Here is a 22,936-nt window from a genome sequence, read left to right on the forward strand (position 1 = left end):
TTATGTATTCAATTTATTTATTTTGTTTCGCTGTTTCCAACTGTCACAGAGGCTCGTTCAGGACACAAACACGCCCTTTGGAAACAAGGTGTGAGCTACTTGCCAACCCCACCATTCCCCTATTCATGCCGCCTTTACCGTTTTCGGGCGAGATTCTCTCGTGGGAGGTTGCTGGGATCGCGGTCTGGTATCTGACCGCGCGAAACAAGTCGGGTGGGGCGTGCCGGTCAAGCTGCTGTTCTAACTTTTGGCGGTGAAGTCACGGTCGAACTAGGTTTCTAGCAACTTGCGAAGTAGAGCTAGGTTGTTTTCTGGCTACATTGATAACGCCGCGATGCAATACGCAACGCGGCGCTTTTTTGTTTCAGCTTGGCAGACGCCGATAGCGTTTAGTTTATCGACTTATCTCGCCTGCACCATAGCCGCTCGCAAGAGTTGCGGGCGGTCTGATTGGGATGGCAGGAAGACAGCCTGCGATCCAGCATCCAGCGCAGAAAGGCTCGCATCGTACCATTGCATCGCAAGATCGCGGCGTTCTTGTACACCAAAGCCTTCGCGCAGGTGGTGCCCAACCAACTCTCCATAGGCTGGCTCGCCCATAGCGACCAACATCAGTGCAGAACCAACAGCGGTATCCATGTTGTCCTGCAGGTAACCCATTGCCAGGCAGACTTTGCTTGTCGCCGCAAGATCTTCAGGGCTGAGCCCGGAATCCAAAGCAAGCTTGCGCATCTGAGTTTCCGACTCTGTTTTTGAGTTTAGAGACAACGCAACAACTTGCGGCTCCAACATTTCACCAAAGGCGTCACACTGAGCTGCGACCTGATCTGGTGTCAGTCCCTGAATGTCCTGCATCAGATCCTCACCGCGCGCCATCGCGTAGCTACGGGCGAGGCAGAACTGTTCGCTGAGTGCAAAATCAGGATCGGACATATTGGCCAAAGTCGTGTAGCCGCCATTGGTCGACGTCTGAAGCATAACCGCGCTGCAGCGATTGGCGAGTGACGGGCCTGTTGTGCCGCCAGAAAACAAGGTCGGTAGGGTAGTGGATGGTGCTTCGGCAACGTCTGCCGTGGGTTCGACCTCTTGCGCGGTTGCGACCGGGGCGGCCACTGCCGGTGGCTGCGGAGCCGCCGCCAGAGCGGTGCCGCTATGCACTTGCTGACGGTACGCTAACAAAAGAGGCTGTCCGGACAGTTGAGTCGATGCCTGTCCTCCGCTTGTCGCCCAATAGTAGGCCTGCATAAGGAAGTCGCGCTGATACGGCTGAAAATCATAGCCATTGATAGGGTAGCCCATTGAAACCTGATAACGTTCGATCGCAGACCGGGTTCCGCGGCCGACCTGTCCATCCACCCTTCCGGCATTGTAACCAAAGTAGTTGAGTGCGGTCTGAGTTTGCGCACCTTGTGTTGTCGACGGTATGCCGGGACGGTAGGTCCGAGTTGACCGCGTCGTTCTCTGGGCTTTTTTCTTCTGCTGGTCCTGGCCTATCGCGTAACCTAAGACCCCACCAACGACAGCGCCGCCGAGGAAGTCACCGGCGTCGGCCCGCGCCACCTGAGGAGCGGTTGCAACAAAGGATAGGGCGAGTCCGAGCGTAACTATCAAACGAAAAAACATAACTTACCTCCAAAACAAAACGCCTGAATTTGATGAGTATACCACATTCATTGCTCAACGCGGACCTGGACATTACTGTGACGTTCGAATCCCAGTCTCAGGGCGGTTGGTTGGCGGACTTTTGCCAATTTCAGGCTATTTTCCGATGGGCATAAAAGTCTTCTAACTCACGAAATGTGGACGAGCGGGTCAATTGTGGTCCGTTCGAGGAATTCGTCGGTATGGGCGACGGCGTGGACGACGAGAACCAGAAGCGAAGGTCTTGGTTTCGATCTTTGGCTGCGAGATGTCGGCCGAGCTGGACTTCACGCAGGTTAAGAAGCAGGGATACTTGGGCTTAGCAGAAAATTTATGTTGAGGTGACCTGTTGGGCACCCTTTTTATGAATTTGCTGTGCGAACTTTCCAGACAGATTGATCCTCGCCAAACCCTTTTAGGGACGCCGTTCCGATCTGTTCGCACAGTTCTGGCAGAATTGCCGCAGCCGCGTCAGAGAGGACATGATCAGAATCTAACTCTGTCGCCGCTGTAAGCAATCGGGCGGTTAGATTCACGTCAGGCCCAATCGCTGTAAAATCCAGCCGGTCGCCACCTCCGATGTTGCCATAATGAAACCGACCATAGTGGATCGCTGTGCGGACGCCCAGTTTATGATCGAAGCTTGCCGTGTCCAGCGCTTGCCAACCTTCTTGAACCGCCGCAATTGCGGCTTTGACCTGTGCGTCCGGGGGCATGTTTTCCCGAGTTGGGAAAATGGCAAAAAATCCGTCACCCATAAATTTCAATATTTCACCGCCCTGATCCATCACGGATGGGGCCAGGCAGTCGAAAGTATTATTCAGAAGCTTGACTAACGCGTCTCCGGAAACTGAATTCGAGAGTTGTGTGAACCCCTTAAGATCTGCGAAAAGAATGACGGCGTCGATTTCTCCTCCGTCGCCGCGGTGTATCTTGCCATCCAGAATTTGTGCGCCACTGTTCCGGCCCACATAGGTCGACAAAAGATAGGTTGCATCCAGTCGCAGCATATAGGACTCGGTCAGGCGTGCGAGCGGTCCACGGACCCTCTCCAGAATATTCAAATCCCGTTCTGAGAATCCGCCCGGCGATGCGCTCGACCACGTGCACACGTGGGTATCGCCGTTGAGGTAGATCAGTGGCTGCGCAAGATAGTCTGTAAACCCTTGTTCGCGCAATTCGCCTATGATGATGTAATCTTCCGGGCAATCGGGGTCTTCCAAGTGCCGACGAATAGTTTCCTTACGCTCGATCACATGGGGCAAGGGATTGTTCGTGTAAATTTCGGTCGTAAACAACTGCAGCGGGGCATCAACCCTGTCCACTCCCTCACCCGCCTTCCATAAGAACCGGCGGCCTGTCAGATTGGGGTGAAGCGTCCAGATGAACAACCCGAACCGGTCGATTGCTACGCCCGCATCCACTAGACTCGTACAAATACCCTCAATGATGCCTATGGCATTTCCTGCCGAGCGGGCCCCATCGACCATCCATTCGATCAGGGCGTCAACTTTGGTTTGTTGCGGGCTGGGCTTTTGCGATGCGGGCAACATGAGTTTCTCGTTAGGCGGCGTGTTGTAGCGTATAAACCGGTATCATGAAACTCTGACTGTCTTGGGCTGAAACTGCAAGATTCGTACGTCAGGCAGATCGGCGATCAGAAATTCGGCTTGCCATTGGACGTTTAGACTAGTAAGGCGCAGCTCTGTCGTTGAAAGCGACAAGCATTGTGGAAGGCGAGCGTATCGCGATTCGCGGACCAGACCACACAACTGAATAGCCCTGATGACGCGTCAGAGGGGTGTTGGAAAAGGAGAAACCAAATGGCTAAGAAGCTTGCTGGTACGATGAAACTGCAGGTTCCTGCAGGTCAGGCGAACCCGTCGCCGCCAGTTGGTCCGGCGCTGGGTCAGCGCGGCATCAACATCATGGAATTCTGCAAGGCGTTCAACGCCAAGACCGCAGACATGGAGCAAGGCGCACCTTGCCCGACCGTGATCACCTATTATCAGGACAAGTCCTTCACCATGGACATCAAGACGCCGCCCGCGTCTTATTACCTGAAAAAAGCAGCTGGTCTGAAGCCGGTTGGTAAGCGTAACCGCCCCCGTGGCGCGGAAAACCCAGGTCGTGAGACCGTGGCAACCGTGACCTCGAAGCAGGTTCGCGAAATCGCCGAAGCCAAAATGAAAGATCTGAACGCCAACGATGTCGAAGGCGCTATGCAGATCATCCTGGGCTCGGCCCGCTCTATGGGCATCGAGGTGAAGTAAGATGGCAAAACTCGGTAAACGTACGCGCGCCGCGCGCGAAGCTGTCGCTGGCAAGGAAAACCTGTCGGTAGACGAAGCAGTTGCCCTGGTCAAAGCCAACGCAACTTCGAAATTCGACGAGACCATCGAAATCGCTCTGAACCTGGGCGTTGACACTCGTCACGCAGACCAGATGGTTCGTGGCGTTGTTGGCCTGCCCAACGGCACCGGTAAAGCGATGCGCGTTGCTGTATTTGCTCGTGGCCCCAAGGCTGACGAAGCGAAAGAAGCAGGCGCGGATATCGTTGGCGCAGAAGACCTGATGGAAACCATTCAGGGCGGCACCATCGAATTCGATCGCTGCATTGCCACCCCGGACATGATGCCGATCGTCGGTCGTCTGGGTAAAGTTCTGGGCCCGCGCAACCTGATGCCGAACCCCAAGGTTGGCACCGTGACCATGGACGTGAAAGCGGCCGTGGAAGCAGCCAAGGGCGGTGAAGTTCAGTTCAAGGCGGAAAAAGGCGGCGTCGTGCACGCCGGTGTTGGCAAAGCGTCATTCGACGAGGCCAAGCTGGTCGAAAACGTCCGTGCCTTTATCTCGGCCGTGGCCAAGGCCAAGCCGACAGGCGCGAAAGGCACTTACATGAAGAAAATCGCGCTGAGCTCGACCATGGGCCCTGGCGTGACTCTGGATGTTGCCGCTGCTTCGGGCGAATAAGCCCTATTGTTGCAACGCGAAGATGAAATCCCGGGTGGTGCGAACCGCCCGGGATTTTTTTCTTAAATTTGATCAGGCTGTCCGCGTTTAGGCCGCATTCAAGTGGCCTGCGCCAGGCGGAAGCTGCGGATTAAGACTGCGCGTGTCTGACCTCTACGGCTTAGATGTATGCGCGCAATACACCGGCCTCACGCGCGCTGATCGTTGGGGCTGCGGTGCGTCGAAACGCGTCGCTGACATCTTCGATTGATGGGAATAGCGCCAGGATTTCAGATTGTTGCGGGGACGACAGTGCGTATCTTGCGCTTTCGCCATAATAGTAGCTTTCTGTCAGCGCGCCGTTGGATCGGACAATGTGGTGTCGGTCGAACATGATGTGAGTGTAGGTGATGCGATCCGTTGGGCGGATCGAAACCCCTGGAATGCCACACAGGTGCTTGGCGGCCACGAACACTTCGGGTGATCCAAAAAGCATGTCAGTGGCAGGAGAGCCGATCAGAATTCGATGCTGTTGCGAAACCACCAGCTCTTTCGTGTTCCCGATAGCGCCGGCCTCGATCACCACCGGAGCAAATGACCCATGACCATGAACCTCGGTCGTTCCGATCCAGAGGATCGGTTGAAATCCGCTGTCCCGTGTCCAGACGCGTTGACCTTTTATGAGGTCTTGAACCTCAACGATACCGTCGGCAGTCTCGATAAGGGTTCCCGGCCCAAAGCAGGTAACATAGTCAGCATAAGCCGACGACCCGGCATTCGAACCACCGGTTTTGACATACGACGTTCCGGGATCTAGCGGGGCAGATGTAGCATAGCCCCAAACGTCCTGCGTCACGCCGCCTTGAGAAAACACATAGATGGTGATTTCTGGCCCGGTCGGGTTGAGATCGTCATCCAGGGCTCGCACAGTGATAATTGACTCGGATTCTACCTGCATGCCGTTTGTCACTATGCCGCCACCATCCGTGATAACGTGGCCAGCTGGCAGGTCATCGTTGAAAACGTCAGGGCCGCCAGCAGTGTCATCCAGTGTTATGGTGGTACCGGTGCCGCCCGAGTAGGTAAAGATCGTGCCATCCGGTGTGTCCGAATTGTTGATGATCGAGCCTCCGACCACGATATCGTTCGCGTCAGCTGTATCCGGGACGAATGTAGCGACCAGGCTGGAGCTGTCCTGAGCAAAAAAACTGCGGAGAACCATGTAAGCGACTTACCTTCTGTGTGGCGGTTTTTGTCGGCCTAAACTGACAAACGCCGCGTGGGTTATGGTTTGGGATAACGTTTCTTGGGATGGTTCGGTCAACTAAGATTTGCGCGATGTCGCTCACAATCTCGTCATTTACGCTGACCATCCATCCAGCTCAACGGTGTTGGAACGCGACCTGCAGGCGATCGCCCAGTCTTTGCCGCTTGTCTTTTTCGAAATCGCTGCATTCGTGGTCGTTCCGCCACAAGGCCAACCAGTCTTTCAATAGCCGTCCGCGGAGACAATAATCCAAGATTTCAACATTGACAGGATGTCGGTAAAGGCGAAAGAACATGTCTTTGTTTCTTTTAAGGATACCGCTTCGGTCGACACCCAATGTGCCGCCATTCCGAAAGATATCCGCCTTCAGAAAATCGACGATATCGTAGACCGCCAGCTTGTCGCGGGCTTCGGTGAAATCCAGTCCGATCGTTTTCCCCTGTCCCACAATCAAGTTCTGCCCGTGATAATCGCCATGTGAAAACACGCGCAGGTCCTCGGTGCCCTTTAGACGGGTCCCTTCGGACAGCATCAGGTTCACCATTGTCCGGCTTTGGTTCGCGATTTTGTTGGGAACGGCGGTCATCAGCTCTTTCAGGCTGTCTGTCATCCACCTGGGGCGAAAGGTGTAACGAACAGGCGGGTTGCGACTGTGAAGATCGTTCAGCCACGACCCCGCGCGACGGTACACCTGGGCGACCTGATCATCGTCTTTGCTGTTGTAGATCAGATCAACGGCGGTTGGCCGATTGATGTATTCGGTCACCAAAAAAGCACCACCTGGCGAGAGGTAAACGGGTCGGACAACGCGCGAGGTCTCATTGCCCTCAAAAAATCGATACAGTTCGACGAGCAGGTCATATTCGTTCTTCAATCTCCCGGTGTCTGGCGATTGCGTATCGATCTTAAGGGCGAAAGCCTGCGCTGCGGTATGCAGGATCACGACGGACCGCGTGTCGTCGAATGCGTGCGATCGGTAGATACATTCATAACGGCGGATGGGCTCTTTCAGGAACTGGTTTGAAAACTCGTCGATAAATAAGGCGACGCGGGCATCTTCTTCGTCTGAAAGGGGCAGCGTTCCAGCCAAGGGGCCAAGTCCTGAGTGCTATTGTCCAGTCTCCGGACAGGATAACAGTGCGATGTCCGTGTCAACGGAAAGTCGATGCTTGGACCTGCTTGATTTGGCGTTTGCGCGTTGTGCTGCGCAAATCCGCGCCTATATACACGCTAAGCCCCAAACGGGGTGGAAATCGTTTTCGACAGGTGCTGTTGCGAACCTGCGGAAACCGCAATTTACCCCTTGGAAACCGGCCCCATCTGCCCTAAGTAGGGCTACGAAGTAAAGCGTGCGATTCGTCGTGCGCTTTATTTTGTTTCGTCCAAGACGGTGGGTGGTGCCATGTGGCCCCTTAATTCCCTGCCTGAGACGGGTAAGACCAAAGAATTCTGGGGGGTCCAACCCTCGGGCGAATTTTGGCCAATCCCGTAACAACGGACCTGAACGCCGGAGCGAAAGCTGCGGCAAATATGAGCCGGGGTGAGATATCGCCCCAAACTTGGAGAGAACTGTGGATAGAGCCCAGAAAGAGAAAGTGGTCGAGGAACTCGGCCAAATCTTCGAAAGCTCTGGCGTCGTAGTGGTTGCTCACTACGCCGGTCTGACAGTTGCCGAGATGCAGGACCTTCGCGCACGTGCTCGTGACGCGGGTGGCTCCGTGCGTGTTGCCAAGAACAGGCTCGCCAAAATCGCCCTTGAGGGTAAGCCGTGTGAAAGCATGGCCGACCTGCTGACAGGGATGACCGTTCTGACCTATTCCGAGGACCCTGTGGCAGCAGCCAAAGTGGCCCAGGACTACGCCAAAGAGAACCAAAAGTTCGAAATTCTTGGCGGTGCAATGGGTGAGAACGCTCTGGATCGTGCCGGCGTCGAAGCCGTGTCGAAAATGCCTTCGCGCGAGGAGCTTATTGCTACTATCGCGGGCATGCTTGGCGCACCTGCTTCGAACATCGCTGGCGCAATTGGCGCACCTGCAAGCAACATCGCAAGCATCCTTTCCACCATCGAAGAGAAGGCGGAAGCTGCGTAAGCGGTTGGCACTGAATGATCTGCGTAGGGTAACCACCCTGACGTTGGAACACACACTGTAAACGGAAAGAGCTGATAAAATGGCTGATCTGAAAGCACTCGCAGAAAGCATCGTGGGTCTGACCCTGCTGGAAGCACAAGAACTGAAAACCATCCTCAAAGACGAATATGGCATCGAGCCCGCAGCTGGCGGCGCAGTTGTCATGGCAGCCGGTGGCGACGCCGGTGGCGCAGCTGAGGAAGAAAAAACCGAATTCGACGTCGTTCTGAAGAACGCCGGCGCTTCGAAAATCAACGTGATCAAAGAAGTTCGCGGCATCACCGGTCTGGGCCTGAAAGAAGCCAAAGAACTGGTCGAAGCTGGCGGCAAGATCAAAGAAGGCGTGTCGAAAGACGAAGCCGAAGAAGTCAAAGGCAAGCTGGAAGCAGCTGGCGCCGAAGTCGAGCTGGCCTAAGCCATTCGACAGGTGCATCGCTGATGTGCCGCAGAATTTGGCTGGATCCGGAGAAATCCGGGTCCAGCCGAACCTGTCTTAGAAAGGGCCTCTGAAAATTGGGGTGTTTTCTAAGACGCGGTTCGCGGATCGGGAGGCTGCCATTCGGGACGGTGGCCACGAATTGATCCGGACGTGTCGTCTCTAATGTGCAAGGCACCGGGGCCCGACGGTGTCTTTGTCCGCTGAGAACATCGAAAGGTGACATCTGACATGGCTCAAACGTTCCTTGGCCAGAAACGTCTTCGTAAATATTACGGCAAAATCCGCGAAGTGCTGGAGATGCCGAACCTCATTGAGGTCCAGAAATCTTCTTATGATCTATTCCTGCGCTCCGGCGATGCAGATGTGCCCACAGACGGCGAAGGCATCAAAGGCGTGTTCCAATCGGTCTTCCCGATCAAGGATTTCAACGAAACCTCCGTTCTGGAGTTCGTGAAATACGATCTGGAAAAACCCAAATATGACGTCGAAGAGTGCATGCAGCGTGACATGACCTACAGCGCGCCGCTGAAGGTCACTTTGCGTCTGATCGTGTTTGATGTCGACGAAGATACCGGCGCCAAATCGGTTAAAGACATCAAGGAACAGGACGTATTCATGGGCGACATGCCCCTGATGACGCCCAACGGTACGTTCATCGTGAACGGCACCGAGCGTGTGATCGTGTCCCAGATGCACCGTTCGCCCGGCGTGTTTTTTGATCACGACAAGGGCAAGACCCATTCTTCGGGTAAACTGCTCTTTGCTTGCCGCATCATCCCGTATCGCGGCAGCTGGCTGGACTTTGAGTTCGACGCCAAGGACATCGTGTTCGCTCGTATCGACCGTCGCCGCAAACTGCCTGTGACCACTCTGCTCTATGCGCTGGGTCTGGATCAGGAAGCGATCATGGACGCGTATTACAACACCGTGTCCTACAAGCTGGACAAGAAGAAAGGCTGGATTGCGCCCTTCTTCCCCGAGCGTGTACGCGGTACCCGTCCGACCTATGATCTGATTGACGCAAAATCCGGTGAAGTGATTGCCGAAGCCGGCAAGAAAGTCACCCCGCGCGCGGTCAAGAAACTGATCGACGAGGGCGTTGTCACCAATCTGCTGGTTCCGTTCGATCACATCGTTGGTAAGTTCGTTGCCAAAGACATCATCAACGAAGAAACCGGTGCGATCTATGTCGAAGCCGGCGATGAACTGACGCTGGAATACGACAAGGACGGCGATCTGATCGGCGGCACTGTCAAAGAGCTGATTGATGCAGGCGTAACCGATATCCCGGTTCTGGACATCGATAACGTCAATGTCGGCCCTTACATGCGCAATACCATGGCGCAGGACAAAAACATGGGCCGCGACACTGCGTTGATGGACATCTACCGCGTCATGCGCCCGGGCGAGCCACCCACCGTCGAAGCGGCTTCGGCCCTGTTCGACACGCTGTTTTTCGACAGCGAGCGTTATGACCTGTCCGCCGTTGGCCGCGTGAAGATGAACATGCGTCTGGCCCTGGATGCGCCGGATACGCTGCGCACCCTGCGCCGCGAAGACATCGTGGCCTGCATCAAGGCGCTGGTTGAGCTGCGCGACGGCAAAGGTGACATCGACGATATCGACCACCTGGGCAACCGTCGTGTGCGTTCTGTCGGCGAACTGATGGAAAACCAGTACCGCGTTGGCCTGCTGCGCATGGAGCGCGCGATCAAAGAGCGTATGTCTTCGGTCGAGATCGACACCGTCATGCCGCAGGACCTGATCAACGCGAAACCGGCCGCTGCCGCTGTTCGCGAATTCTTCGGCTCGTCGCAGCTGTCGCAGTTCATGGACCAGACTAACCCACTGTCCGAAGTCACCCACAAACGCCGCCTCTCGGCGCTTGGCCCCGGTGGTCTGACACGTGAACGTGCGGGCTTTGAGGTGCGCGACGTACACCCGACCCACTATGGTCGGATGTGCCCGATTGAAACGCCGGAAGGCCCGAACATCGGTCTGATCAACTCGCTGGCCACCTTCGCCCGCGTGAACAAGTATGGCTTCATCGAAACACCCTACCGCGTCGTCAAAGACGCCGAGGTGACCGATGAGGTTCACTACATGTCCGCAACCGAGGAAATGCGTCACACCGTGGCGCAGGCGAATGCGACGCTGGATGCGGATGGCAAGTTCATCAACGATCTGGTTTCGACCCGTCAGTCCGGTGACTACACGCTCGCCCCGCGCGAGAATGTGGACCTGATCGACGTCAGCCCGAAACAGTTGGTATCGGTCGCCGCGTCGCTGATTCCATTCCTTGAAAATGACGACGCCAACCGGGCCTTGATGGGTTCGAACATGCAACGTCAGGCGGTTCCGCTGCTGCGGGCCGAGGCGCCGCTGGTCGGCACCGGTATCGAGGAAAAGGTTGCGATCGACTCGGGTGCTGCGATTCAGGCGAAACGTGCCGGTATCATCGACCAGGTCGATGCCCAGCGTATCGTTATTCGTGCTACCGAAGATCTGGAACTGGGCGACGCGGGTGTGGACATCTACCGTCTGCGCAAATTCCAGCGTTCGAACCAGAACACCTGCATCAACCAGCGTCCGCTGGTAAAAGTGGGTGACACTGTCACGAAAGGCGAGGTTGTTGCCGATGGTCCGTCCACCGATATCGGTGAACTGGCCCTTGGTAAGAACGTGGTCGTCGCGTTCATGCCGTGGAACGGGTACAACTACGAAGACTCGATCCTGATCTCGGAACGTATTGCGCGTGACGACGTCTTTACCTCAGTCCATATCGAGGAATTCGAAGTCGCCGCCCGTGATACAAAGCTGGGCCCGGAAGAGATCACCCGCGACATCCCGAACGTCGGTGAAGAAGCGCTGCGCAACCTCGACGAGGCGGGCATCGTTTACATCGGCGCGGATGTTGAGCCGGGCGATATTCTGGTCGGCAAGATCACTCCGAAGGGCGAAAGCCCGATGACCCCGGAAGAAAAGCTGCTGCGCGCCATCTTTGGTGAAAAAGCATCTGACGTCCGTGATACTTCGCTGCGCGTGAAGCCGGGTGACTACGGTACGGTCGTGGAAGTCCGCGTCTTCAACCGTCACGGTGTTGAGAAAGACGAGCGTGCGCTGCAGATCGAGCGTGAGGAAGTCGAACGCCTGGCCCGTGACCGGGACGACGAGCTGGCGATCCTTGACCGCAACATCTATGCGCGTCTGCAAGGTCTGATCCTGGGTAAAACCGCTGTCAAAGGCCCGAAAGGCGTCAAGGCGGGATCGGTGATCACCAAGGAACTGCTGGACATGCTGACCCGTGGTCAGTGGTGGCAGCTGGCACTGGAAGACGAAAAGGACGCACAGATCGTAGAGGCTCTGAATGAGCAATACGAAGTGCTCAAGCGCGCTCTGGATGCCCGTTTCGAAGACAAGGTCGAGAAAGTCCGTCGTGGTGACGATCTGCCGCCGGGTGTGATGAAGATGGTCAAAGTCTTCATCGCCGTGAAGCGTAAGCTGCAGCCGGGCGACAAGATGGCCGGTCGTCACGGGAACAAAGGTGTGATCTCCAAGGTTGTTCCGATGGAAGACATGCCGTTCCTGGCTGATGGTACTCCGGTTGACTTCTGTCTGAACCCACTGGGCGTGCCTTCGCGTATGAACGTTGGACAGATCCTTGAAACCCACATGGGTTGGGCCGCACGCGGTCTGGGTCTGAACATCGACGAAGCACTGGGTGAATACCGCCGCTCCGGCGACCTGACCCCGGTTCGCGAAGCGATGAAGCTGGCCTATGGCGAGAATGTCTATGAAGAAGGCATTGCCGGCATGGACGAAGGTCACCTGATCGAGGCGGCGGGCAACGTGACCCGCGGTGTTCCGATCGCGACCCCCGTCTTTGACGGAGCCAAAGAGGCTGACGTCAACGACGCGCTGGTGCGTGCAGGCTTCTCGGAAAGCGGTCAGTCGGTTCTGTTCGACGGTCGTACCGGTGAGCAATTCGCGCGTCCTGTGACCGTTGGCATCAAGTACCTGCTGAAACTGCACCACCTTGTGGATGACAAAATCCACGCGCGTTCGACCGGGCCGTACAGCCTGGTTACCCAGCAGCCGCTGGGTGGTAAGGCGCAGTTCGGTGGTCAGCGCTTTGGTGAGATGGAAGTCTGGGCTCTGGAAGCTTACGGCGCCGCCTACACCCTGCAGGAGATGCTCACCGTGAAATCGGATGACGTCGCCGGCCGGACCAAGGTCTATGAGTCGATCGTCAAGGGCGAGGATAACTTTGAAGCGGGCGTACCGGAATCGTTCAACGTTCTGGTTAAAGAAGTCCGTGGCCTCGGCCTGAATATGGAACTCCTGGATGCGGAGGAAGAGTAGGGGCGGCAACGCCCCACACTCATCCCATCCCAATTTGTAAGGACGCAAAATGAACCAGGAAATCACCAATAACCCGTTCAACCCGCTGACGCCGCCGAAAGTCTTTGACGAGATCAAAGTCTCCTTGGCGTCGCCCGAGCGGATTCTGTCTTGGTCCTATGGCGAGATCAAGAAACCCGAAACCATCAACTACCGGACGTTCAAGCCCGAACGTGACGGTCTGTTCTGCGCGCGTATCTTTGGCCCGATCAAAGATTACGAATGTCTGTGCGGTAAATATAAACGGATGAAGTATCGCGGCGTTGTCTGCGAGAAATGCGGTGTGGAAGTCACCCTGCAGAAAGTCCGCCGCGAGCGTATGGGCCACATCGAACTGGCAGCACCCGTTGCGCACATCTGGTTCCTGAAATCGCTGCCGTCCCGCATCGGTCTGATGCTGGACATGACGCTGCGCGATCTGGAACGTGTTCTGTACTTTGAAAACTATGTCGTCATCGAGCCCGGTCTGACCGACCTATCTTATGGCCAGATGCTGACCGAAGAAGAGTACATGGACGCGCAGGATGCCTATGGCATGGACGCGTTCACCGCGAACATCGGTGCCGAAGCTATCCGTGAGATGTTGGCCCAGATCGATCTGGAAGCCGAAGCCGAGCAGCTGCGCGCTGATCTGGCCGAAGCGACCGGTGAACTGAAGCCGAAGAAGATCATCAAGCGTCTGAAGGTAGTTGAATCCTTCCTCGAGTCGGGCAACCGTCCCGAGTGGATGGTGATGACCGTGATCCCGGTCATTCCGCCGGAACTGCGTCCGCTGGTTCCGCTGGATGGTGGTCGTTTTGCGACTTCGGATCTGAACGATCTGTATCGCCGCGTCATCAACCGGAACAACCGTCTGAAGCGTCTGATCGAATTGCGTGCGCCTGACATCATCGTCCGCAACGAAAAGCGGATGCTGCAGGAATCCGTTGATGCTCTGTTCGACAACGGCCGTCGTGGCCGCGTGATCACCGGCGCCAACAAGCGTCCGCTGAAATCGCTGTCGGACATGCTGAAAGGTAAACAGGGTCGCTTCCGTCAGAACCTTTTGGGTAAGCGCGTCGACTTCTCGGGCCGTTCGGTCATTGTGACCGGTCCGGAACTCAAGCTGCACCAGTGTGGTCTGCCCAAGAAGATGGCGTTGGAACTGTTCAAGCCGTTCATCTACTCGCGCCTTGAAGCCAAAGGTCTGTCTTCGACTGTGAAGCAGGCGAAGAAACTGGTCGAGAAAGAGCGTCCCGAAGTGTGGGATATCCTCGATGAGGTGATCCGCGAACACCCTGTCATGCTGAACCGTGCGCCGACGCTGCACCGTTTGGGCATTCAGGCGTTCGAGCCGGTCCTGATCGAAGGTAAAGCCATCCAGCTGCACCCGCTGGTCTGTTCGGCCTTTAACGCCGACTTCGACGGTGACCAGATGGCTGTGCACGTCCCGCTGAGCCTTGAGGCCCAGCTGGAAGCCCGTGTTCTGATGATGTCGACGAACAACGTTCTGTCGCCTGCAAACGGTGCGCCGATCATCGTTCCGTCGCAGGATATGATCCTGGGTCTGTACTATGTGACCTTGGAACGCGAAGGCATGCCCGGCGAAGGTAAGGTGTTTGGTTCGATCGACGAAGTTCAGCACGCGCTGGATTCCGGCGAAGTGCACCTGCACACCAAGATCACCGCGCGGATCACGCAGATCGACGACGAAGGCAACGAAGTTCAGAAGCGTTTCGAGACAACTCCGGGCCGTCTGCGCCTGGGTGCGCTGCTGCCGATGAACAACAAGGCGCCGTTCGAGCTGGTCAACCGTCTGCTGCGGAAGAAAGAAGTGCAGCAGGTGATCGACACTGTCTACCGTTACTGCGGTCAGAAAGAGTCGGTTATCTTCTGTGACCAGATCATGTCGATGGGTTTCAAAGAAGCGTTCAAGGCGGGCATCTCGTTCGGTAAGGACGACATGGTCATCCCTGATGATAAGTGGGGCATCGTTGATGAGACCCGCAGTCAGGTAAAAGACTTTGAACAGCAGTACATGGACGGACTGATCACACAGGGCGAAAAGTACAACAAAGTTGTCGATGCCTGGTCGAAGTGTAACGACCGCGTCACCGATGCGATGATGGGCACGATCTCGTCTTCGGATCGGGCAGAGGATGGCTCCGAACAGGAACCGAACTCGGTCTACATGATGGCCCACTCGGGTGCGCGTGGCTCGGTTACTCAGATGAAACAGCTGGGCGGTATGCGTGGTCTGATGGCCAAGCCGAACGGCGACATCATCGAGACGCCGATCATCTCGAACTTTAAAGAAGGTCTGACCGTTCTTGAGTACTTCAACTCGACCCACGGTGCCCGTAAGGGTCTGTCGGATACCGCTCTGAAGACGGCGAACTCGGGTTACCTGACCCGTCGTCTGGTGGACGTGGCGCAGGACTGCATCGTTCGTGAGATCGACTGTGGTACCGAACGTGCGATCACTGCCGAAGCTGCGGTCAACGATGGTGAGGTTGTTGCATCTCTGGCAGAACGTGTGCTGGGTCGTGTTTCGGCCGATGACGTTCTGCGTCCGGGTACGGAAGAGGTTCTGGTCGCTGCGGGTCAGTTGATCGACGAACGCATGGCCGACACCATTGATGAAGCCGGTGTTGCGTCGATGCGCATCCGTTCTCCTCTGACCTGCGAGTCTGAGGAAGGCGTATGTGCCACCTGCTATGGTCGTGACCTTGCACGTGGTACACGGGTCAACACGGGTGAGGCTGTCGGCATCATCGCCGCCCAGTCCATCGGTGAACCAGGTACACAGCTGACGATGCGGACCTTCCACATCGGCGGTGTTGCGCAAGGTGGTCAGCAGTCGTTCCAGGAAGCCAGCCAAGACGGTGTGGTTTCGTTCGAGAACCCGCAGGTTCTGGCCAATTCCGCAGGCGAAATCCTGGTTATGGGCCGGAACATGAAGCTGGTGATCAAGGACGAACACGGCGAGGAACGTGCCAGCCACAAGCTGGGCTACGGCTCCAAGCTGTTCGTCAAGGACGGCGCCAAGGTTGCCCGTGGCGACAAGCTGTTCGAGTGGGATCCCTACACCCTGCCGATCATCGCCGAGAAAGCCGGTACCGCGAAGTATGTTGACCTTGTTTCGGGCATTGCTGTCCGCGATGAGACCGACGATGCAACCGGCATGACCCAGAAGATCGTGATCGACTGGCGCGCCGCCCCCAAAGGCAGCGACCTCAAGCCCGAGATCATTCTGGTTGGTGAAGATGGCGAGCCGGTCCGCAATGATGCGGGCAACCCGGTTCACTATCCGATGTCGGTGGATGCGATCCTGTCGATCGAAGACGGTGAAAAAATCGAGGCTGGTGAAGTCGTTGCGCGTATCCCGCGTGAAGGCGCCAAAACCAAGGACATCACCGGTGGTTTGCCGCGTGTGGCTGAACTGTTCGAAGCCCGTCGTCCGAAAGATCACGCGATCATCGCAGAAGCTGATGGTTACGTGCGCTTTGGCCGCGACTACAAGAACAAGCGCCGCATCAGCATCGAGCCGGCTGACGAGTCCATGGAGACCATCGAGTACATGGTGCCCAAGGGCAAGCACATCCCGGTCGCCGAAGGGGACTTCATCCAGAAGGGTGAATACCTTATGGACGGTAACCCGGCTCCGCATGACATCCTGTCCATCATGGGTGTCGAAGCGCTGGCGGATTACATGATCGACGAGGTGCAAGACGTCTATCGCCTGCAAGGTGTGAAAATCAACGACAAGCACATCGAAGTCATCGTGCGCCAGATGCTGCAGAAGTGGGAGATCCTGGACTCAGGCGACACCACTCTGCTGAAAGGCGAACATGTCGACAAGCAGGAGTTTGACGCAGCCAACGAGAAGACGTTGGCCCGCGGCGGACGTCCAGCTCAGGGCGAACCGATCCTCTTGGGGATCACCAAAGCCTCGCTGCAGACACGTTCGTTCATCTCGGCGGCGTCGTTCCAGGAAACCACCCGCGTGCTGACCGAAGCTTCGGTTCAGGGCAAGAAGGACAAACTGGTCGGCCTGAAAGAGAACGTCATCGTTGGTCGCCTGATCCCAGCCGGTACCGGTGGGGCCACTCAGGCCGTGCGCCAGGTTGCGCAAGGCCGCGACAACGTCGTGATCGAAGCCCGCCGGGAAGAGGCCGAAGCGGCCGCTGCTCTGGCTGCGCCGGTCATGGATGACGATATGGTCGGTGACGAGCTGGACGTTCTGGTGGAAACACCGGAAAGCCGCGAGTAACTTTCTCATCATAGAAATACGGAAAGGCCCTGCGATTTTGCGGGGCCTTTTCTTTTGCCCTTGGTGCGCTTTCGCCCAATCGTGATACAACTGAATAGTCTCGAAGACAGCGACCTACTGACCAAGGGATGCATGATGCATACGATCAAAGGTGATTTGATACAGCTTGCACTGAATGGTGAGTTTGATGTCATCGTTCACGGTTGCAATTGCTTCCATGCGATGGGGGCCGGGATAGCACGGGCGATTGCGGTGGAATTCCCTGATGCGCTTGAGGCCGACAAGCAGACGGACCTTGGGTCCCGATCAAAACTCGGAACGATTTCTTCGGCCCAGGTCACGCGGGGTACGACCGAGTTTGCGGTGGTTAATGCTTATACCCAGTTTCATTGGGAGGGACCGGGGCCGCTTGTGGAATATGAGGCGATCTCGGGTTGTTTTTCGAAGATTGCACGCGCATTCCCCGCATCGCGGATCGGCTATCCGATGATTGGCGCAGGATTGGCTGGGGGTGATTGGGTTGAGATTGCCCAGCGCATAGACGCGGCCCTTGCCGGTATAAACCACACACTGGTGATCTTGCCCGACTGACCGACGGGTCCGTGGTTGCATATTGACATCTCACAAGGACTTACGGCCAATGATCCGTGTTTCTTTTGAGTATTGGATTCTGCGACTATGACCCCGAATGTGAAGGGCGCTATGCTGATGATGGGCAGCATGGCCGCCTTTACAGTGAATGATGCATTGATCAAAGTTGCGGGGGCAGACTTGCCGCTGTTTCAGATGGTTGCGATGCGTGGCCTCTTGGCGACGTTGTTGGTGTTTCTGATGGCGCGTCATCTTGGGGCGCTGCACCTGAACTTTCCGCGCCACGACAAGTGGCTTGTTGCTGCACGCTGCTTGGCCGAGTTGTCGGCCACATTCTTCTTTCTGACAGCGCTTTTGCATATGCCGCTTGCAAATGTAACGGCCGTTCTTCAGGCGTTGCCACTTACGGTGACATTGGGGGCTGTTTTGTTCTTTGGTGAACATATCGGCTGGCGCCGCATTCTAGCGATCGGGATGGGCTTTGCAGGAATGTTGCTGATTGTACGGCCGGGGCCTGATGGGTTCAGTCTTTACGCGATTTACGCTCTGATTGCCGTGGCATCCGTCACCGCACGCGACCTGATTACCAGGCGTATGTCCACCCATGTTCCGTCCTTGACGGTCACATTGGCGACGACGGTTTCCATTACAGTGGCCGCAGGGATCGCAACTGCAGTCACAGGGTGGGAGCCGGTAACGCCGGGCGCAGGCATAATGGTGGCCTCAGCCGCGGTCTTTGTTCTGACCGGATATCTTTGCAGCGTCATGGTCATGCGCGAAGGCGACGTCGGTTTTATCGCGCCGTTCCGGTATTCCAGCCTGATCTGGGCTTTGGGGCTGGGTTGGGTCATTTTTGGCGATTGGCCCGATACGATCACGATGTTGGGCGCTGTTCTGGTCGTGGGTGCGGGGCTTTTCACGCTGTTCCGGGAACGTCAGTCTCAACCTGCCGAGTGAGCCCGCCGCACCCTGTCCTGTTCAATGGCAAATCGCGCAATGAACTCGCCTTCTTGTTCCGGTGTCAGTGGGGACAGCTCGGTCTTGCTGGCGCGGGCATGGGGGGAGTCGTTGAAGTTGTTCAGCGTACGGACCCACATGGGCGCGTCGGGATAGCTGATTACGGGCATGAAACGACCGATCTTATGGTGCGTGAAGCTCATGATCGTGTGTTTGCAGCCGCCGGCAACATACATCCCCAACCCTACGCCCAAAAGGGACTGGAACACCTGGGTGGCGCGAATGCCATCCGGTCCAAAACGCGCCAGAAACCCGCTGTTGAAATCCAGTCCGACCGTCCGGCTATTCCTGGTCAGTCCTTTAGCGTCAATCGCCGCAAGGCGCAGACGTTCGACAAAGTCGACCGAGACGGCGTCATCGTCATCATGCCGGAACTGGAGGCACGGCTGATCCGGGTCGGTGCGGGCGCTGTGCAGAACCTCTTTGACAACTGGGCGATGCCGGGCTGGTGTGCGCTTGACGATGCGGGTCTGCCTGATGCCCGACGTGAGATCATACAGCCGGTCCATGGACTTTTTAGGAAGGCATTCACCGACTAGCACCACCAGCTCAAAGTCCTCGTCTGTCTGTTCCCGAAAACCGGGCAGGGTGGTGGTTTCGAACAGTCGAAACCGTTCTTCCAGCCGCTCTGGGTTATACAGGTATTGACGACGCTCTTCGACAGTTTCGTGTTCTACCTGATAACCGCCGATCGCGGGGTAGGAAAAGCGGCACAGGCCAATGACTTGCATGTTTCGTCCATCGAAAAGTTTCGCGGCCACTATGCAGAACTCCGCAATTGCCGGCAACGGACGAGTAGCACTGGAAGCTGCAGCTAAGTCTTGGTAAAACGCCGTCAATCGGCTTGTCGGGTATGTGCTGTTGACACTCGAGCCGACTCCCCATATACGCGCGTCATCTCGGTGCCGGGGGCCGCCCCACAACCGATTCCAGTAATGAACTGGTCAAGGCCCGGACACTTTTATCGTTCGCGCCCTCTGATAACAAACCGCGACGTTCACCTCGGAATGGGAACGCTCGCGGGTTTTGCGCTTGTGGACGCACGAACGCAGCAAGTTTAGCCGCACGCAATGCGCGTGCATGTCATGTGTGTTGCAAAACGGGGAAGAAACCGGAATGCCAACTATTCAACAGCTGATCCGCAAGCCGCGTCAGCCCAAAGTAAAACGCTCGAAGTCCATGCACCTGGAGCAGTGCCCGCAGAAACGCGGCGTCTGTACTCGTGTGTATACAACCACACCGAAGAAGCCGAACTCGGCTATGCGTAAGGTTGCCAAAGTGCGCCTGACCAACGGGTTCGAGGTCATCTCGTACATCCCCGGTGAAAGCCACAACCTGCAGGAACACTCGGTTGTTCTGATCCGTGGCGGCCGTGTAAAAGACCTTCCCGGTGTCCGTTACCACATCCTGCGTGGTGTTCTGGATACCCAGGGCGTCAAAGACCGTAAGCAACGTCGTTCGAAATACGGCGCGAAGCGTCCCAAGTAAGAAGGAGAGGCTGATATGTCACGTCGTCACGCCGCCGAAAAACGCGAAGTCCTGCCTGACGCCAAATTTGGCGACAAGGTACTGACCAAATTCATGAACAACCTGATGATCGACGGCAAAAAGTCGGTCGCAGAGCGCATCGTTTACAACGCATTTGACCGCGTTGAAGGCAAGATCAAGCGCGCTCCTGTCGAAGTGTTCCACGAAGCGCTCGACAACATCAAACCGTCGGTCGAGGTTCGCTCGCGCCGGGTTGGTGGTGCAACCTATCAGGTTCCGGTCGAAGTGCGCCCCGAGCGCCGCGAAGCACTGGCCATCCGCTGGCTGATCACTGCTGCGCGTGGCCGTAACGAAAACACCATGGAAGAGCGCCTTGCGGGCGAACTGCTGGACGCCGTACAGTCCCGCGGTACTGCCGTGAAAAAGCGCGAAGACACCCACAAGATGGCCGAGGCGAACAAAGCCTTCAGCCACTACCGTTGGTAATTCCAGAGGCTTATCAAAATGGCACGCGAATATACACTCAACCATTACCGTAACTTCGGTATTATGGCGCATATCGATGCAGGTAAAACCACCTGCTCGGAACGCATCCTGTATTACACCGGCAAATCCCACAACATCGGTGAGGTGCACGATGGTGCAGCCACCATGGACTGGATGGAGCAGGAGCAGGAACGCGGCATCACCATCACTTCGGCTGCGACCACCACGTTTTGGGAACGCACCGAAGACGGTGAAACTGCTGACTCGCCCAAGCACCGCCTGAACATCATCGACACCCCCGGCCACGTTGACTTCACCATTGAAGTTGAGCGTTCGCTGGCGGTTCTCGACGGTGCCGTTTGCGTTCTGGACGCAAACGCCGGTGTTGAGCCCCAGACCGAAACCGTGTGGCGTCAGGCTGACCGCTACAAGGTTCCGCGTATGGTGTTCGTCAACAAGATGGACAAGATCGGCGCGGACTTCTTCAACTGCGTTGCAATGATCGAAGACCGTACCGGCGCACGTGCTGTTCCGGTTGGTATTCCGATCGGTGCAGAAACCGAGCTGGAAGGCCTGATCGACCTGGTCACCATGGAAGAATGGCTGTGGCAGGGCGAAGACCTGGGCGCAAGCTGGGTCAAAGCACCGATCCGTGACAGCCTGAAAGACATGGCTGACGAATGGCGCGGTAAAATGGTCGAAGCGGCCGTCGAAATGGACGACGACGCGATGATGGAATACCTGGAAGGTAATGAGCCCGACGTTCCGACCCTGCGCGCCCTGCTGCGCAAAGGTACTCTGGAAATCGCGTTTGTTCCGGTTCTGGGTGGTTCGGCGTTCAAGAACAAAGGCGTTCAGCCGCTGTTGAATGCTGTGATCGACTATCTGCCCAGCCCGCTGGACGTTGTCGATTACATGGGCTTCAAACCCGGTGACGAAGAAGAAACCCGTAACATTGCCCGCCGCGCGGATGATGACATGGCGTTCTCGGGCCTGGCGTTCAAAATCATGAACGACCCCTTTGTTGGCTCGCTGACCTTTACCCGCATCTACTCGGGTACTCTGGCCAAAGGCGACACGCTTCTGAACTCGACCAAGGGTAAGAAAGAGCGTATCGGCCGGATGATGATGATGCACTCGAATGATCGTGAGGAAATCACGGAAGCATTCGCAGGTGACATTATCGCACTGGCAGGTCTGAAAGACACCACCACCGGTGACACCCTGTGTTCGACCGGCGATCCAGTGGTTCTGGAAACCATGACCTTCCCCGATCCTGTTATCGAGATCGCGGTTGAGCCGAAAACCAAGGCTGACCAGGAAAAGATGAGCCAGGGTCTGGGCCGTTTGGCTGCAGAAGACCCGTCCTTCCGCGTGGAAACTGACCTGGAATCGGGTCAGACCATCATGAAGGGCATGGGCGAACTTCACCTGGACATCCTGATTGACCGTCTCAAGCGTGAATTCAAGGTTGAAGCGAACATTGGTGCGCCGCAGGTGGCCTATCGCGAAACCATCGGTCACGAAGCCGAGATCGTTTACACCCACAAGAAACAGTCGGGTGGTTCGGGTCAGTTCGCCGAGGTGAAGATGATCATCTCGCCGACAGAGCCGGGCGAAGGCTATTCGTTCGAATCCCGCGTTGTTGGTGGTTCGGTACCCAAGGAATATATCCCGGGTGTCGAAAAAGGCATCAGATCCGTCATGGATAGCGGCCCGCTGGCTGGCTTCCCCGTGATCGACTTCAAAGTTGCCCTGATCGAAGGTAAATACCACGACGTGGACTCCTCGGTTCTGGCGTTTGAAATCGCGGCTCGTATGGGTATGCGTGAAGGCATGCGCAAAGCCGGTGCGAAACTGCTTGAGCCGATCATGAAGGTCGAAGTGATCACCCCGGAAGAATACACCGGCGGCATCATCGGCGACCTGACATCACGTCGGGGTCAGGTTTCCGGTCAGGAAAACCGTGGCAACGCCATCGCGATCGACGCGTTCGTTCCGCTGGCCAACATGTTCGGCTACATCAACACTCTGCGTTCGATGTCGTCGGGCCGTGCCCAGTTCACCATGCAGTTCGATCACTACGATCCGGTTCCGCAGAACATCTCGGACGAGATCCAGGCGAAATACGCATAGGCGAAGATTTGAGGGAGCTCTGTTCAGGGGCTCCCTTCATTACCGAAAAAGGAGGCCATCATGGCAAAGGAAAAGTTTGAGCGTAATAAGCCGCACGTCAACATCGGCACGATTGGCCACGTTGACCACGGCAAGAC

16 protein-coding genes are annotated in these 22,936 nt (G+C 56.5%); 11 read left to right on the forward strand and 5 right to left on the reverse strand.

The genetic code is table 11. From position 1 onward, the window contains the following. Nucleotides 1–402 precede the first annotated feature (402 nt). Together AC2FJF_RS18285 and AC2FJF_RS18290 are read right to left on the reverse strand one after the other, a co-directional pair. Entirely contained in the window at nt 403–1,623 is a 1,221-nt protein-coding gene (locus AC2FJF_RS18285) for a peptidoglycan-binding domain-containing protein (RefSeq protein WP_496726635.1), read from the reverse strand. 380 nt (nt 1,624–2,003) lie between these two features. Next, a complete protein-coding gene (locus AC2FJF_RS18290; protein ID WP_496726636.1) occupies nt 2,004–3,194 on the reverse strand; it encodes an adenylate/guanylate cyclase domain-containing protein in 1,191 nt (396 codons plus the stop codon). A gap of 270 nt (nt 3,195–3,464) precedes the next feature. On the opposite strand from AC2FJF_RS18290, the gene rplK reads away from it, so the two are divergent. After that, nucleotides 3,465–3,914 carry a 50S ribosomal protein L11 gene (gene rplK / locus AC2FJF_RS18295; protein WP_037314971.1) on the forward strand — a complete coding sequence of 150 codons (450 nt, stop codon included), beginning with the start codon at nt 3,465–3,467 and terminating at the stop codon, nt 3,912–3,914. A gap of 1 nt (nt 3,915) precedes the next feature. Next, entirely contained in the window at nt 3,916–4,614 is a 699-nt protein-coding gene (rplA, locus tag AC2FJF_RS18300; protein ID WP_496726637.1) for a 50S ribosomal protein L1, read from the forward strand. Between the two features lie 160 nt (nt 4,615–4,774). Here the strand turns inward: rplA and AC2FJF_RS18305 are convergent, their stop codons facing one another. Next, nucleotides 4,775–5,815 carry a Hint domain-containing protein gene (locus AC2FJF_RS18305; RefSeq protein ID WP_496726638.1) on the reverse strand — a complete coding sequence of 347 codons (1,041 nt, stop codon included), beginning with the start codon at nt 5,813–5,815 and terminating at the stop codon, nt 4,775–4,777. 160 nt (nt 5,816–5,975) lie between these two features. Beyond that, the gene (locus AC2FJF_RS18310; protein WP_496726639.1) at nt 5,976–6,950 is read right to left on the reverse strand and encodes a phosphotransferase; all 975 of its coding nucleotides are present in this window, start codon (nt 6,948–6,950) and stop codon (nt 5,976–5,978) included. Nucleotides 6,951–7,431: 481 nt separating this feature from the next. Here AC2FJF_RS18310 and rplJ point away from each other — a divergent pair, with 481 nt between their 5' ends. The 6 genes from rplJ to AC2FJF_RS18340 all read left to right on the forward strand — a co-directional run bounded on the left by rplJ (nt 7,432) and on the right by AC2FJF_RS18340 (nt 18,629). Beyond that, nucleotides 7,432–7,950: a 50S ribosomal protein L10 gene (gene rplJ, locus AC2FJF_RS18315; protein WP_170417030.1), complete on the forward strand. Its 519-nt coding sequence runs from the start codon at nt 7,432–7,434 to the stop codon at nt 7,948–7,950. A 79-nt stretch (nt 7,951–8,029) separates the two neighbouring features. Continuing rightward, entirely contained in the window at nt 8,030–8,404 is a 375-nt protein-coding gene (gene rplL, locus AC2FJF_RS18320) for a 50S ribosomal protein L7/L12 (protein WP_037314964.1), read from the forward strand. 252 nt (nt 8,405–8,656) lie between these two features. After that, nucleotides 8,657–12,790, forward strand: a complete 4,134-nt coding sequence (gene rpoB / locus AC2FJF_RS18325) for a DNA-directed RNA polymerase subunit beta (protein ID WP_496726640.1) — start codon at nt 8,657–8,659, stop codon at nt 12,788–12,790. A 49-nt stretch (nt 12,791–12,839) separates the two neighbouring features. Next, nucleotides 12,840–17,081 carry a DNA-directed RNA polymerase subunit beta' gene (gene rpoC / locus AC2FJF_RS18330; protein WP_496726641.1) on the forward strand — a complete coding sequence of 1,414 codons (4,242 nt, stop codon included), beginning with the start codon at nt 12,840–12,842 and terminating at the stop codon, nt 17,079–17,081. An 81-nt stretch (nt 17,082–17,162) separates the two neighbouring features. Further along, complete coding sequence (locus AC2FJF_RS18335; protein ID WP_496726642.1) at nt 17,163–17,672, forward strand: macro domain-containing protein; 510 nt, start codon at nt 17,163–17,165, stop codon at nt 17,670–17,672. Nucleotides 17,673–17,759: 87 nt separating this feature from the next. Then, on the forward strand, nt 17,760–18,629 hold the full coding sequence (locus AC2FJF_RS18340) for a DMT family transporter (RefSeq protein ID WP_496726643.1): 870 nt from the start codon (nt 17,760–17,762) through the stop codon (nt 18,627–18,629). On the opposite strand, the gene AC2FJF_RS18345 is transcribed toward AC2FJF_RS18340, so the two are convergent. Beyond that, the gene (locus tag AC2FJF_RS18345) at nt 18,614–19,420 is read right to left on the reverse strand and encodes a putative rhamnosyl transferase (protein ID WP_496726647.1); all 807 of its coding nucleotides are present in this window, start codon (nt 19,418–19,420) and stop codon (nt 18,614–18,616) included. The genes AC2FJF_RS18340 and AC2FJF_RS18345 overlap by 16 nt on opposite strands. A 385-nt stretch (nt 19,421–19,805) precedes the next feature. Here AC2FJF_RS18345 and rpsL point away from each other — a divergent pair, with 385 nt between their 5' ends. The 3 genes from rpsL to fusA are packed head-to-tail and all read left to right on the forward strand — an operon-like array spanning nt 19,806 to nt 22,799. Next, nucleotides 19,806–20,177, forward strand: coding sequence for a 30S ribosomal protein S12 (rpsL, locus tag AC2FJF_RS18350; RefSeq protein WP_005621086.1), 372 nt, complete (start codon nt 19,806–19,808; stop codon nt 20,175–20,177). Nucleotides 20,178–20,192: 15 nt separating this feature from the next. Next, the gene (gene rpsG / locus AC2FJF_RS18355; RefSeq protein WP_008756926.1) at nt 20,193–20,663 is read left to right on the forward strand and encodes a 30S ribosomal protein S7; all 471 of its coding nucleotides are present in this window, start codon (nt 20,193–20,195) and stop codon (nt 20,661–20,663) included. 18 nt (nt 20,664–20,681) lie between these two features. Beyond that, nucleotides 20,682–22,799 carry an elongation factor G gene (gene fusA / locus AC2FJF_RS18360; RefSeq protein WP_282120247.1) on the forward strand — a complete coding sequence of 706 codons (2,118 nt, stop codon included), beginning with the start codon at nt 20,682–20,684 and terminating at the stop codon, nt 22,797–22,799. Nucleotides 22,800–22,936: the final 137 nt, after the last annotated feature.

This window comes from Ruegeria sp. CDSB013, assembly GCF_059611165.1.